Genomic DNA, 13,910 nt, shown 5'->3' on the forward strand with positions numbered 1-13,910 from the left:
GATTGAACCGCGAGGCCTCTGGAATACTGGATCGCCCGCTTTCGCGGGCGATGACGGTTGTGGTTGCTCACACCACCGGCTTTACGCCCGGAAGCGCCGTGACGAGATCGCGGAACTTCGTGCCGCGGATTTCGAAATTGCGGTACTGGTCGAACGAGGCGCAGGCCGGCGACAGCAGTACCACGGGATCGGCCAGCCCTGATGCCTCCGCGTCGCGTGCGGCATTGGCCACCGCGACGTCGAGCGTCTCGGATATCTCGTGCGGCACGCGATCGCCCAGTGTGCCCGCAAATTCCGGCGCGGCTTCGCCGATCAGATAGGCTTTGCGGATGCGTGGGAAATATTCGGTCAGGCCCGTAATGCCGCCGAGTTTCGGTTTGCCGCCGGCGATCCAGAAGATGTCGCCGAAGGACGACAGCGCATGTGCCGCCGCGTCGGCATTGGTGCCCTTGGAGTCGTTGACGAACAGCACATTGCCGCGGCGGCCGACCTGCTCCATGCGATGCGCGAGGCCTGGAAAACTGCGCAGGCCGTTCTGCAGGACATCGGCGCCAATGCCCATCGCCAGCGCACAGGCCGCGGCACAGGCTGCGTTCTGCGCATTGTGCAGGCCGCGCAATGAGCCGATGCCGCCGAGCTTTGCGATTTCGCTGCGCGCGCCGCCGGAAGCAAGCACGATGGTTTCGCGCTCGACATAGACGCCGTCGGGCAGCGGATTCTTCACGGAGATGCGCACCACGCGCTTGCCGGCCCGGTCGAGGCGGTCGGCGATGTTGCGGCACCAGCCGTCGTCGACGCCGACAATGGACGTGCCCTGTGGCTGCACGCCGGCGACCAGGCGCGCCTTCACCGCGGCGTAGTGTTCGAGCGTGCCGTGGCGGTCGATATGATCTTCGCTGACGTTCAGGAGAATCCCGACTGAAGGATCGAGCGAGGGCGAAAGATCGATCTGGTAGGACGACATCTCGACCACATGCACCCGCCCCATCCGCGGCGGCTCCAGCGACAGGATCGCGGTGCCGATATTGCCGCCCATCTGGGTGTCGTAACCGGCGACCTTCATCAGATGCGCGATCAGCGCCGTCGTGGTCGACTTGCCGTTGGTGCCGGTGATCGCGACGAACGGCGCCTCCGGCGCGTGACGCCTTCGTTCGCGGCAAAACAGCTCGATATCGCCGATCACTTCGATACCGGCCTGCCGTGCCGCCAGCACGCTCCAGTGCGGCGCCGGATGGGTCAGCGGCGCACCGGGCGTCAGAACCAGCGCGGCGAAATTCGCCCACGACACGGTTCGCAGATCGGCGGTGATGAAACCGGCCTGGGCCGCCTTGACGACATTGTCGGTACTGTCGTCCCCGGCGATCACTTCCGCGCCGCCCGCCTTCAGGGCGTGACAGCTTGCAAGTCCGGAGCCGCCGAGGCCGAAGACGGCGACCGTCTTGCCGGCGAAGGAGGTGACGGGAATCAAATGCTCACCGCAGTTTCAGCGTGGAGAGACCGGCCAGCGCCAGCATCACCGAGATGATCCAGAACCGGATCACGATCTGCGGCTCGGTCCAGCCCTTCTGTTCGAAATGATGATGCAGCGGCGCCATCCGGAACACGCGCTTTCCCGTCAGCTTGAACGACACCACCTGCACGATCACCGAGACCGCTTCCAGCACGAACAATCCGCCGATCACGGCCAGCACGATCTCGTGCTTGACCGCGACCGCGGTCGCACCCAGCATGCCGCCAAGCGCAAGCGAGCCGGTATCGCCCATGAAGATCGAGGCCGGCGGCGCGTTGAACCAGAGAAATCCCAATCCGGCGCCGAGCACTGCGCCGCAGACAACCGCCAGTTCGCCGGCGCCGGCGACGTAGTTGATCTGCAAATAATCGGAGAACACCGCGTTTCCGGTCAGATACGCGATCATGCCGAAACTGGCGGCGGCGATCATGACCGGCACGATCGCAAGCCCGTCGAGTCCGTCGGTCAGATTGACCGCGTTGCCGGCGCCGACCATGACGAAGGCGCCGAAGATGATGAAGAACCAGCCGAAATTGAACACCATGTCCTTGAAGAAGGGGATCGCGAGCGAGGTCGAGGACACGTCGCGGCCGAGCCGCACCAGGGCGTAGCAGGCGGCCAGCGCGATTGCCGCCTCGATCGCAAGCCGGAATTTTCCGGCGAAACCGCCATGAGTCTGCTTGGTGACCTTCAGATAGTCGTCGTAGAATCCGACGAAGCCGAAGCCGAGCGTCACCGCCAGCACGATCCAGACGTAGGGATTGAGCGGATTGGCCCACAACAGCGTCGAGACCACCAACCCCGAAAGGATCATCAGCCCGCCCATCGTCGGCGTGCCCTTCTTGGAGACGATGTGCGACGCCGGGCCGTCGGTGCGGATCGGCTGGCCCTTGCCCTGGCGCAGCCTCAAATGGTCGATGATCCACGGGCCGAACAGGAAGACGAACAGCGCCCCGGTCACCATCGCGCCACCGGTGCGGAAGGTGATGTAGCGAAACACGTTCAACAGGGTACGGAAGACGCCGAAGCCGGGAACGGTATTGGAGAGTTCGATCAGCCAGTAAAACATTCAATATGCCCTATACCGCGGCTTCGTTCGCCGTCTTGCCGGGAAAGCGCCTTGCGGGTGTGTTGATAATCGCTTTCAGCCGCAAACCAAGCAAAACCTTGATCATGACCGCGTCGTGCCTAGCGAATCGCCGCACGGAAAAGCGGGTCGTAAGCATGGGCAGTTTACGCCCTTGCCTGTAGGGCGGCCAGCAACCTTGGCACAAACTTGTTGACCCAAAACATTTTTTTGCTGCCCTTGACCACCACGACATCGCCGTCCCGCAGTAAAGTCGCGATTTTTTGCGGCTCGAGCGTGGCCGGGTCCTCGTACCAGCCGAGGCCGTTTTCCGCCGGCACCAGGTCGTATAAATGCCGCATCAAGGGGCCCACGCAGTACACGCCATCGATGCCCGGCAGATGCCCGGCCAGCTTTTCATGATATGCCGGCGCATCGGCGCCGAGCTCCAGCATGTCGCCGAGAATGGCGATGCGCCGGCCGTTATGCACCGGCCGCGCCTTCAGGCTGTCGAGGGCGGCCACCATGCTGGCAGGGTTGCCGTTGAAACTGTCATCGATCACGGTCACGCCGTGCGCGGTCTGCTCGACCCCGCGCCCGCTCATGATGCCGACCTTGCCGAGCTCTTTCGCCAGTAATGTTTCATCCAGGCCAGCGGCGTGAATCGACGCCAGCGACGCCAGCGCATTCTGCAGACGATGCGGCGCGCCGGGCGTCAGGCCGAATTCAACCTGCTTGCCGCCTACCTGCGCGACCACGTTCCAGCTTTCGCCCTGCGCCGAATGCTTCAACGCCCGCACCTTGGACGCATCGCCGAAGCGGATGATTTTTCCATTCCATTCCGGCGCCTCGACATCCCCAGGCAGCACCAGCACGCCGGCTTTCGGCAGACCCTGTGCAATACTCACCTTCTCGCGCCGGATCGCCTCCAGGCTGCCGAGCTTTTCCAGATGCACCGGCTGCACATTCACCACCAGCGCCACCGTCGGCTGCGTCAATTCGCTGAGCCGCGCGATCTCGCCGGTCTGGTTCATGCCCATTTCCACCACCCACAGCGTGGCTTTGGGGCCGGCATTGCAAAGCGTCAGCGGCACGCCCCAGAAATTATTGAAACTGCTCGGGCTGGCATAGGCGCCGGGATAGGCGGCGAGAAATTCCTTGGTGCTGGTTTTGCCGGCGCTGCCGGTCAGGCCGATCACCGGGCCACTGAACCTCGCCCGCGCCGCGCGCGCCAATGTCCACAGCCCGTCGATCAGCGTGTCCTTCACCACCAGTTGCGGCACGCTCACGCCCTCGATCCGGTGCGGCACGATCATCGCCACCGCGCCGGCCGCCTCGGCCTGCTTTGCAAATTCCCAACCGTCGCGCGCACTGGCAAAACTCGAAATAAAGCCGCCGCTCGGCGTGCCGCTCAACGCCACGAACAGACATCCCGGCTTCACCAGGCGGCTGTCCTGGGTGACGAATTCGATCGTCGTATCGGGAAATTTTCCGGCCAGGCCCAGGGCGCGGGCGACGTCGGCAATGGTCCATAAATGCGCGCTCATGCGACCCTCGCTGCCAGTGCTGCCGCGACCGCATCGTGATCGCTGAACGGCAGCGTCCTGTCGCCGACGATCTGGCCGGTCTCGTGGCCCTTGCCGGCGATCAGCAGCGCATCGCCGGGCTCCAGTGCCGCAATCCCAGTCCGGATCGCCTCGGCGCGATCGCCGATATCCTTGGCACCCTTCGCAGCAGCAAGGATTGCGGCGCGGATGGTTTCCGGCTGCTCGCTGCGCGGATTGTCGTCGGTGACGATGACATGATCGGCATTCTCGACCGCGATCGCCCCCATCAACGGCCGCTTGCCGGCGTCGCGATCGCCGCCGGCGCCGAAGATGACGACGAGCTTGCGTCTGGCGTAGGGCCGCAGCGCCTGCAGCGCCTTCGCCAGCGCGTCCGGCTTGTGTGCGTAATCGACGAAGATCGGCGCGCCATTATGTTCGCCGACACGCTCCAGCCGGCCCTTGGCGCCCTCGAGATGTTCGAGGCTGGCGAACACCGCATCCGGCGCGCTGCCGGTGCCGATCGCCAGTCCGGCGGCGACCAATGCATTCTCGATCTGGAATTCGCCAACCAGCGGCAGCTTGATGCTATGACGGCGGCCGCGATGTTCGAGCGCGAGTTGTTGCGCAAAACCTTCGATCGATGCGGCCTCGAGACGAATGCCCTCACCTGCCCCGTCGGCGTTGCGGCCGACCGCGATGATCCGCAAACCGCGCTCGCGCGCCGCGTCGATGACCTGCTGTGAGCACTCATGGTCGGCCGAAATGACAGCTGCGCCGCCGGCCGCCACGAGATCGCGGAACAGCCGCAGTTTGGCGGCGAGATAATGCGCGACGTCGGGATGGTAATCCATGTGGTCGCGCGACAGATTGGTAAAACCGCCGGCGGCGATGCGAACGCCGTCGAGCCGGTACTGGTCGAGCCCATGCGATGACGCTTCAAAGGCCAGATGGGTGACGCCATGGCCTGCAATCTCGTCGAGCTGCCGATGCAGCGCGATCGGATCCGGCGTGGTCAGCGAGCCGTAGACGGTGCGCTTCGGCGAAACCAGCCCGATGGTGCCTATGCTGGCGGAGGCATGACCGAGCCGCTGCCAGATCTGGCGGGTGAAGGCGGCAACCGAGGTCTTGCCGCTGGTGCCGGTCACCGCGGCGATCGTCGACGGTTGCCGCGGATAGAATTTTGCCGCGGCCAGCGCCAGCGCGCGGCGCGGATTCGGCGTGACGACGAAGGGCACGCGACGATCGGCTGTGGAGGGATGGTCGCCTGCGACCGCAACGGCTCCGGAGGCAATCGCTGCATCGATGAATCGGGAGCCATCGGTCTTGCTGCCGGCCAGCGCGAAGAACAAATCGCCCGGCTTTACCGCCCGGCTGTCCACCGCGAGGCCCTTGACCTCGGTCGCATCGGCGGCCACGACCGCATCGGCCTGCGGCTCGATCGTGGCGTCATCGCCGAAGAGGTCGCGAAGTCTCATGATCTTCCAGTCCGGCCGGCGCAGTCCGGCGCCTCTCAGCTACGCCTTACTGGGTTGGCTTTGATGCCGCAAGAATGAGGCGGTCGGACGGCGGTAAATCGAACCGCGGCTCGATGCCCAAAAGCGGGGCGATGCGGGCAATGACCTTGCCGCCGGTCGGAACCGCGTTCCAGCCGGAGGTGATGAAGCCGTGAGTTTCCGGCAGCGCCTTCGGTTCGTCCAGCATCACCAGCAGCTGGTATTGCGGATTATCCGCCGGAATGATGGCGGTGAACGAGTTCAGCACCTGCTTCTTCGCGTAGCGGCCGTTGATGACCTTCTCGGAGGTGCCGGTTTTTCCGCCAACATAGTAGCCCTTGACGTCCGCCGTCTTGGCGGTGCCGACCTCGGCATTGAGGCGCATCAGGAACCGCATCTTGTCAGAGGTTTCCGGCTTGATCACGCGCTTGGCGAGCGCCGTCGCTTCCTCTTCGCTGCGCTTCAGGAAGGTCGGGGGAATCAGGTAGCCGCCGTTCATCAGCGCGTTGATACCCATCACCGCCTGCAATGGCGCTACCGACAGGCCCTGGCCGAACGCGATGGTCACGGTGTTCAACTCGCTCCAGCGGCGCGGCACCAGCGGCGACGCGCTTTCCGGCAATTCGGTGCGCAGACGGTGCAACTGGCCCATCTTGGCGAGAAACGCCTTGTGGGCCTCGACGCCCTGACCGAGCGCGATCCGCGCGGCACCGATATTGGACGAGTAGGTGAACACTTCCTTGGTGTTGATGAAACGTCCCAGCGAGTGGCTGTCATGGATGGTGAACTTGCCGTAGTGCAGGTTTCCCCGCGCATCCCACATCGAGTTTAGGTTGATCTTGCCGGAATCCAGCGCCATCGCCAGCGTGAATGCCTTGAAGGTCGATCCCATCTCGTAGACGCCGGTGGTCAGCCGGTTGATGCGATCGGGATCGTGCGCCTCCCGGGGGTTGTTGGGATCGAAATCGGGCAGCGACACCAAAGCGACGATCTCGCCGGTCTTGACGTTGGAGACGATGCCGGAGGCCGCCTTGGCCTTGAACTTTTCCTTCGCCTTCATGAGTTCATCGCGCAAGGCGTGTTCGACCCGCAGGTCGACCGACAATTCCACCGGCTTTTGCAGCCGGTCGGTGGCAAAGCCCGCGCGGTGCAGATCGGCGAGCCCGTTATTGTCGAGCCACTTCTCCATCCCGGCGATGCCCTGGTTGTCGATATTGACCAGACCGATCAGGTGCGCGACTTCGGCGCCGGTGGGATAGACGCGCTTGTTCTCGCGCAGGAAGCCGATGCCGGGAATGCCGAGGCGATGGATGTCCAGCTGCTGCGTTGGCGTGATTTCGCGCTTCAGCCAGACAAAGCCCTTTTTCGACGACAGACGGTCGCGCACCTCCCCGGTGTCGAGGTCGGGCAGCGTCGCGGTCAGAAGCTCGATCGCCTCGTCCTTGTCGATGATCCGGCGCGGTTCGCCGAACAGGCTGGGCGCCTTGACGTCGGTGGCGAGCACCTCACCATTGCGATCGACGATATCGGGCCGCGCGGTTGCAATCGCGTCCTGCGAGGCGGTGCGGCGCGCGCCATGGCTGTCGGCGCCGACCGCGAACATCACAAGCCGTCCGGCGAGCACGGCGTAGATCGCCGCAAAAGCCAGGATCGCAAATCCGACACGGGCGCGCGCTTTCGCGGTGCGATCGACATTGCGCCCGTAAAGCAGGCTGCGGATCAGCCGCTGCCGCCAAGGCTCGGCAGGCTTGGTCTTCGCAAGCGCCTGATCGGTCATTGCTGATCTCCCGGCGCCGGCGCAGGCACCGAACCGGTCACCGTCTCGGCGTCGGAAGCGGCCTCGATGGTGTTGATCATCGCGCCGATCGGATCGGGCGCGCCCGGCTTCGCGAAGTTCGGCGGCCGCTCGGGCAGGTTCTTCAACTGGTCATATTGCGTCCCGTTGACCGGTTTCAGTTCCAGATGCCGGTCCGCGAGACCTTGCAGCCGCAGCGGCGCGTCGAGCCTGGCCCATTCCGCGCGCAGCGTGGCGATGGCGTCGCGCTGCTCGCGGATTTCCGCGTTCAGGCGCAGCACGCTCTCGGTGCGCGACGTCGATTCCATCTTGATCCGGTAGACATAGGCGGCCGCGAACACCAGCATGCCGATGACGAGGAAATGGATGATCCGCATGATCAGCCTCCCCGCATCACGTCGGCGAGGACGGGCCAGGCCGGCAAGCTACCCGCCGCATGCGCCGGCGCCGCGGTCCGTTCGGCCGCGCGCAGCTTGGCGGACCGCGCACGCGGATTGGCCGAGACCTCAGCGTCGCCGGGCGTGACCGGCCGCTTGGTCAATATCTGGAAACTTGGCGCTGCCTGCGCCACTTCGGGCAAATGCCGCGACCCGCCGGCCGCCTTGCTGCGCTGGTTAAGGAAATCCTTGACGATGCGGTCTTCCAGCGAATGAAAGGACACGACCACCAGCCGGCCGCCCGGCTTCAGCACGCGCTCGGCCGAAGCCAGCGCCAGATGCAGTTCGTCGAGCTCTTCGTTGACGAAGATTCGCAAAGCCTGGAACGTGCGCGTCGCCGGGTGGATCTCGTTCGGCTTGGAGCGGACCACCTTGCCGATGATGTCGGCCAGCGCCTGGGTGGTCGTGATCGGCGCTTCCTTGCGGGCGGCGACGATGGCCCGCGCCACGCCGCGGGAGTGACGCTCTTCGCCGAAGATGTAGATGATGTTGGCGAGATCGGCCTCGGACGCCCTGGCGACCACATCGGCCGCGGTCGGGCCGTCATGGCCCATCCGCATATCGAGCGGGCCGCCGAGCCGGAACGAGAAGCCGCGGTCGGCCTGATCGAGTTGCATCGAGGAGACGCCGACGTCCATCACGATTCCGTCGACCGCCTCGACCCCCTGCCCGTCGCAAATCTCGGCGAGGTTGGAAAACCGATCCTCGACCAGGGTCAGCCGCCCGCCCGAACGGTCGACCAGATCGAACCCGCCGGTAATCGCTGACCGGTCACGGTCGATGCCGATGACCCGGGTGCCCGGGGTGTCGAGGATGGCGCGGCTATAGCCGCCGGCGCCAAAGGTGGCGTCGATATAGATGCCGCCGGCGCGCGGATTGAGCATCTCGACCGCCTCGCGGCCGAGAACGGAAATATGACGAGGCGCAGCCGAGGTCATGCGCCGGTCTCTGGCACATTCCAGCGTACGGAACAGAAATTGGACGCCGACGGGCCCATTGCGCCTCAAATCCCCGCGTTTTGCCAGCCTTTTCCGGCCAAAGAGCCCTCGCAGGGCGTGATCGCCGTTTCCCGCCCCGACCAGCAAACCCTCATTTCCGTACGGAATTTGCTGGCCTGCCATGGCGTTTCGAGCGTGAAAGAGGGCCTCGGCCGTCCCCAAAACCGGTTCGGCTCTTCACCACTTAGTAACGGCACTTAGCGTTAAGAAAGCGTTGACGGTCGGCCACCGGATTTGCGCGGTTTTTAACCGCCGGGAACCCGGTGATGCCCGCCGCACACACTCAGGCAAAATGCGAAGCGAAGGGCGGCCGCCGGATTGCGCGGATGACAGGGTAAAGGAATAGTAAATACAGTTCATTTTTTAAAGCGTCGTATTGCCGTTCTCCTGCCCGGTTTGAGTTTTCTTATGGCCCAAGGTTCGTTCGCATCTGCCGGTATCGATTCGAAGCGTCAACGTGCCCTCCCCGTTCCCAGGGCCAACGCCGAAATGCAGACTTTTACCCCGGATTCCTCGATCGCTTCCGACGTCATCCCGTCGGCGAACTATGGCGACCGCAACAAGGGCCGCCTGCCCGACATGATCCTGCTGCACTACACCGGCATGCCGGATGTGGAAGGCGCGATCGCCCAGCTCTGCACCGCCGGCACCGACGTATCCGCGCACTACATCGTCCTGGAGGACGGCCGCATCGTGCAATGCGTGCCCGAGAGCAAGCGCGCCTGGCACGCCGGCGCGTCGTTCTGGGCCGGCGAGGAAGACATCAATTCCTGCTCGATCGGGGTCGAGATCATCAACCGCGGCCACGATTGGGGCTATCCGGATTTCCCGCTGCGCCAGATCGCCGCCGTGATCGCGCTGTGCCGCGGCATCATGCTCCGCCGCAAGGTGCCGTCGCATCGCGTGCTCGCGCATTCGGACGTCGCACCGGCCCGCAAGAAGGATCCCGGCGAAAAATTTCCGTGGCATTCGCTGGCCAATTCCGGCGTCGGCCATTGGGTGCAGCCGGCGCCGATCGTGCGCAGCGAGGCGCTCAAGCTCGGCAGCATCAGTGACGACGTCGCGGGCCTGCAGGCGGCGCTGGCCCGCTATGGCTACAACGTGCCCACCCACGGAAAATTCGACGGCGCCACGATGGAGGTGGTCACCGCGTTCCAGCGCCACTTCCGCCCCGCCCGCGTCGACGGCGTCGCCGATCATTCGACCATGACCACGCTGCATGCGCTGCTGGCGAGCTTGCCGGCCGAAGCGACGGTCGCCGCTTCGAGCTAGCGCCCACGGCCGGGCCAATTGATTTCCATCAAGCCTGACAGGCGCATTTTCGGCGACAAGCCGCGATGGCGGCATGAGCACGGAATGGGTCGATGGCATTGGAGCGCGTCCTGCGCTGGGCACTGGTCGCGGTCGCGATCGCGGGATTATCGGCAGGGATCGTTGCTTACCTCGCCGGTCGCTCCGATCTCGCCGATCTCAGCTGGATGCTTGCGACGATACCTGTGGTCGCGGGACTGGCGTTCTCGATCGTCAGGGACCTCCTGGTTCGGCGTCGATGCGATCGCGCTGGTGTCGATGAGCGCGGCGCTCGCGCTTGGCCAGCCGCTGGCCGGCGCCGTCGTGGCGCTGATGTATTCCGGCGGCAACGTGCTCGAGGATATCGCGGTTGCCCGGGCCGAGCATGATCTGCGCTCGCTGGTCGACCGCGCCCCCCGCGAGGCCCACCGCTGCCTCGATGGCGGCGTCGAGGAAGTGCCTGTCGGCACCGTGGCAGTCGGCGACCGGCTGCTGGTGCATGCCGGCGAAGTGGTTCCGGTCGACGGCGTCATCACTTCGAGCAATGCAACGATCGACGAGTCCGCATTGACGGGCGAACCGATCCCGGTGACGAAGGCGCGCGGCGCGGCCATTCTGAGCGGCTCGCTGAACGCCGGCGAGACCTTTGAAATGACGGTGTCGGCGCTATCAGGCGAAAGCACCTATGCCGGCATCGTGCGTCTGGTGACCGCCGCGCGGACCGCGAAAGCGCCGTTCGTGCGACTGGCCGATCGTTATGCGCTGATATTTTTGCCCGTCACGCTGGCGCTCGCCTTCGTGGCCTGGCTGATCTCGGGCGATCTGCTTCGCAGCCTCGCCGTGCTGGTCGCGGCGACGCCGTGTCCGCTCATTCTGGCTGCGCCCGTGGCCTTCATCGCCGGCGTTGCGCAAGCGGCCCGGCGCGGCATTCTCGTCAAAGGCGGCGGCCTGCTGGAGGCGCTGGCGCGCGCCCATACCGTGTTGTTCGACAAGACCGGGACGCTGACGGTCGGCGGCGCGCGGCTGCTTTCGGTCGAGGTTGCGCCGGGCGAAACCGCCGAACAGGTATTGATGCTCGGTGCCTCGCTCGAACAGGCGTCGCATCATGTGATCGCCGGCGCCATCGTTGAGGCGGCGACCGAACGCGGCCTGAGCCTCAAGCTGCCCGAACAGGTGCGGGAATCCATGGGCTCGGGGTTGCGAGGCGTGATCGAGGGACGGCAGGTCAGCGCCGGCTCACGCGAGATGGTGATTGCCGGCGGGCACGTTGCCGAATGGGCAGCGCGGGCGATACGCCGCGCCTCGTGGCGTTCGGCGCTCATCGTGTTCGTCGCGGTCGAGGGACGGCCGATCGGCGCGTTGCTGCTCGCCGACGAGCTTCGTTCCGACACCCCGCGCGCGATCCGGCTGCTGCGCGACGCCGGCATCGCCCGCATCATCATGGTCACCGGCGACCGTGCCGGAGCCGCGCAGGCCATCGGCGCCGCCCTCGATCTCGACGCGGTGCTGGCCGAACGCGTGCCCTCCGACAAGGTCGATGCAGTGCGCTCCGAACAGCGGCTTCATCCCAGCATCATGGTCGGCGACGGCATCAACGATGCGCCCGCGCTGGCCGCCGCCGATGTCGGGATCGCGCTGGGCGCCGGCGGCGCCAGCGCCTCGTCCGAGGCAGCCGACGTGGTGATCCTCGCCGATCGCCTCGATCGGGTCGGCGAAGCGATCATGATCGCGCAACGGGCGCGGCGCATCGCCATCGAAAGCATCGTGGCCGGCATCGCGCTTTCGACGCTGGCGATGCTGGCTGGAATGTTCGGCTGGCTGATGCCGGTTCCGGCCGCCATCGTTCAGGAGGTGATCGACGTTGCCGTGATCCTCAACGCGCTGCGCGCCCTGAATCCCGGTCACGCCAGCACCGGGAAGCGCATGACCGCCGAAGCCGGGCGCGAGCTGCATCGCAACCACGTTACGCTGATCGGGAGCCTCGACCGGCTGCGATCGATCGTCGATGCGCTCGACGATGCCGTTCCCGAACACGCGGCCGCATTGATCACCGAGGCGAACCGGCTGGTGCAGGACCAGGTTGTCGTGCACGAGCGCGACGACGAGGGTCAGGTCTATCCGCAGCTCGCCAGGGTTCTCAGCGAGAGCCACGGCCTCTCCGCGATGAGCCGCGCGCACCGCGAGATCCTGCATGTTGCCCGGCTGCTCGCCCGCGTCACCGAGGATCTGCCGTCGGAGAAGGTCGACCGCTATCTCATTCGCGACGCCCAGCGCCTGATCGAGACCGTCGAGACCCTGGTCCGCCTCCACACCGCGCAGGAGGAGGATATCTACGAGGCGGTCGCAGCGCACTGAACTCAACCCATCTCCGCGATCCGCCGCGCATAGAGCCGCCGCAGCGGCTCCAGTTGCGTCGCAGCCGTCGCCGCCAGATAGGCTTCGCGCGCCGCGTCATGACGGCCGAGCCGGCGCAGCAGATCGGCGCGAACCGCCGGCAGCATTTCATAACCCTTGAGACCGCCGCGGGCTTCCAGCGCGTCGATCAGGTCGAGCGCCCGCGCCGGGCCGTCGACCATCGACACCACGGCGGCGTGATTGAGTTCGATCACCGGCGACGGGCTGATGCGCAGCAGGACTTCGTAGAGGCCGGCGATCTGCGGCCAGTCGGTGTCTTGATAATTGGGTGCGCGCGCGTGCAGGGCCGCGATCGCCGCCTGCACCGTGTAGGATTGCGGCCGACCCGGCATCCGCAACGCATCCTCGACCAGCTTGAGGCCCTCGGCGATCTGGCCGGCGTCCCACAGCGCACGATCCTGCTCTTCGAGCAAAACGATGTCGCCGCCCGCGGTCTCGCGGCCGGCGCGGCGCGCGTCGTGCAGCAACATCAGTGCGAGCAGTCCCATGATCTCGCCGCGTCCGGGCATCAGCGCATCGATCAGCCGCGCCAGCCGGATCGCTTCGCGCGCCAGATCCGGCCGCATCAGATCCTCGCCCGAGGTCGCGACATAGCCTTCGGTAAACACCAGATAGATCACCGCGAGCACGCCGCGCAGCCGCGGTTCGAGCGCTTCGCGCTCCGGCACCTCATAGGGAATACCGGCGAGGCGGATCTTCTGCTTGGCACGGAGCAAGCGCTGCGCCATCGCGTCTTCGCTCGCCAGAAACGCGCGCGCGACCTGCGCCGTGGTCAGCCCGCACACCGTGCGCAGTGTCAGCGCGACCTGGACCTCGGCGGCAAATGACGGATGGCAGCAGGTAAAGATCAGCCGCAGCATGTCGTCGTCGAGCACGCTGTCGGCGGCCTCGCACGGGGGCGACGCGTTGAGCAGCAGTTCGTGGGTCAGCTCCTGCTGCTTGCCGCGAAACGCGATGTTGCGGCGAACGCGGTCGATCGCCTTGTTGCGGCCGACATTGACCAGCCACGCCCGCGGATTGGCCGGCAGGTTGCCATTGGGCCAGCGCTCCAGCGCGACCGCGACGGCATCCTGCAAGGCATCTTCCGCCAGATCGAAATCGCCGACGAGACGGATCAGCGTGGCCAGCGCCCGCCCCGCCTCGTCGCGGAATATTTTTTCGATCTCGGTTGGTGTCATGGTTTATTCAATAATCGTCATTCCGGGGCGTGCCAACGGCTCCGCGCGTAGCGCGGCCCGATGACAGGCTCCGCACAAGCTATGATGTGCAATTGCACATCAGAGCCTGTCGCCTCAGATCGGCAATTGCCGACCGAAGGCGCATCCACGATGTGCAATTGCACAACCGGGAATGACGGCG

The 13,910-nt window shown here is 65.6% G+C and carries 9 protein-coding genes and 1 pseudogene; 2 read left to right on the forward strand and 8 right to left on the reverse strand.

What is annotated here, in order from left to right:
• Positions 1-67: 67 nt before the first annotated feature.
• The 7 genes from murD to rsmH form a co-directional block, all read right to left on the reverse strand.
• Positions 68-1,468, reverse strand: a complete 1,401-nt coding sequence (gene murD, locus V1289_RS10585) for a UDP-N-acetylmuramoyl-L-alanine--D-glutamate ligase (protein WP_334396892.1) — start codon at positions 1,466-1,468, stop codon at positions 68-70.
• 4 nt (positions 1,469-1,472) lie between these two features.
• Positions 1,473-2,579 carry a phospho-N-acetylmuramoyl-pentapeptide-transferase gene (mraY, locus tag V1289_RS10590; protein ID WP_074273996.1) on the reverse strand — a complete coding sequence of 369 codons (1,107 nt, stop codon included), beginning with the start codon at positions 2,577-2,579 and terminating at the stop codon, positions 1,473-1,475.
• Positions 2,580-2,743: 164 nt separating this feature from the next.
• The gene (locus V1289_RS10595) at positions 2,744-4,123 is read right to left on the reverse strand and encodes a UDP-N-acetylmuramoyl-tripeptide--D-alanyl-D-alanine ligase (protein WP_334396893.1); all 1,380 of its coding nucleotides are present in this window, start codon (positions 4,121-4,123) and stop codon (positions 2,744-2,746) included.
• Complete coding sequence (locus V1289_RS10600) at positions 4,120-5,598, reverse strand: UDP-N-acetylmuramoyl-L-alanyl-D-glutamate--2,6-diaminopimelate ligase (protein WP_334396894.1); 1,479 nt, start codon at positions 5,596-5,598, stop codon at positions 4,120-4,122. Before V1289_RS10600 ends, V1289_RS10595 begins: the two co-directional genes overlap by 4 nt.
• Before the next feature lie 46 nt (positions 5,599-5,644).
• Positions 5,645-7,393 carry a peptidoglycan D,D-transpeptidase FtsI family protein gene (locus V1289_RS10605; RefSeq protein ID WP_334396895.1) on the reverse strand — a complete coding sequence of 583 codons (1,749 nt, stop codon included), beginning with the start codon at positions 7,391-7,393 and terminating at the stop codon, positions 5,645-5,647.
• Complete coding sequence (gene ftsL / locus V1289_RS10610) at positions 7,390-7,788, reverse strand: cell division protein FtsL (protein WP_334396896.1); 399 nt, start codon at positions 7,786-7,788, stop codon at positions 7,390-7,392. The genes V1289_RS10605 and ftsL overlap by 4 nt, the downstream gene beginning before the upstream one ends.
• Positions 7,789-7,790: 2 nt before the next feature.
• Positions 7,791-8,786, reverse strand: coding sequence for a 16S rRNA (cytosine(1402)-N(4))-methyltransferase RsmH (gene rsmH / locus V1289_RS10615; protein WP_334396897.1), 996 nt, complete (start codon positions 8,784-8,786; stop codon positions 7,791-7,793).
• Positions 8,787-9,335: 549 nt separating this feature from the next.
• On the opposite strand from rsmH, the gene V1289_RS10620 reads away from it, so the two are divergent.
• The gene (locus V1289_RS10620) at positions 9,336-10,118 is read left to right on the forward strand and encodes an N-acetylmuramoyl-L-alanine amidase (protein ID WP_334396898.1); all 783 of its coding nucleotides are present in this window, start codon (positions 9,336-9,338) and stop codon (positions 10,116-10,118) included.
• Positions 10,119-10,210: 92 nt separating this feature from the next.
• Positions 10,211-12,491 (forward strand): annotated as a pseudogene (locus V1289_RS10625) (heavy metal translocating P-type ATPase).
• Between the two features lie 2 nt (positions 12,492-12,493).
• Here V1289_RS10625 and V1289_RS10630 read toward each other — a convergent pair.
• The gene (locus V1289_RS10630; protein ID WP_334396899.1) at positions 12,494-13,729 is read right to left on the reverse strand and encodes an RNA polymerase sigma factor; all 1,236 of its coding nucleotides are present in this window, start codon (positions 13,727-13,729) and stop codon (positions 12,494-12,496) included.
• Positions 13,730-13,910: the final 181 nt, after the last annotated feature.

Origin of the sequence: Bradyrhizobium sp. AZCC 2289 (assembly GCF_036924615.1) — a bacterium.
In the GTDB taxonomy this organism is placed as follows: Bacteria; Pseudomonadota; Alphaproteobacteria; order Rhizobiales; family Xanthobacteraceae; genus Bradyrhizobium.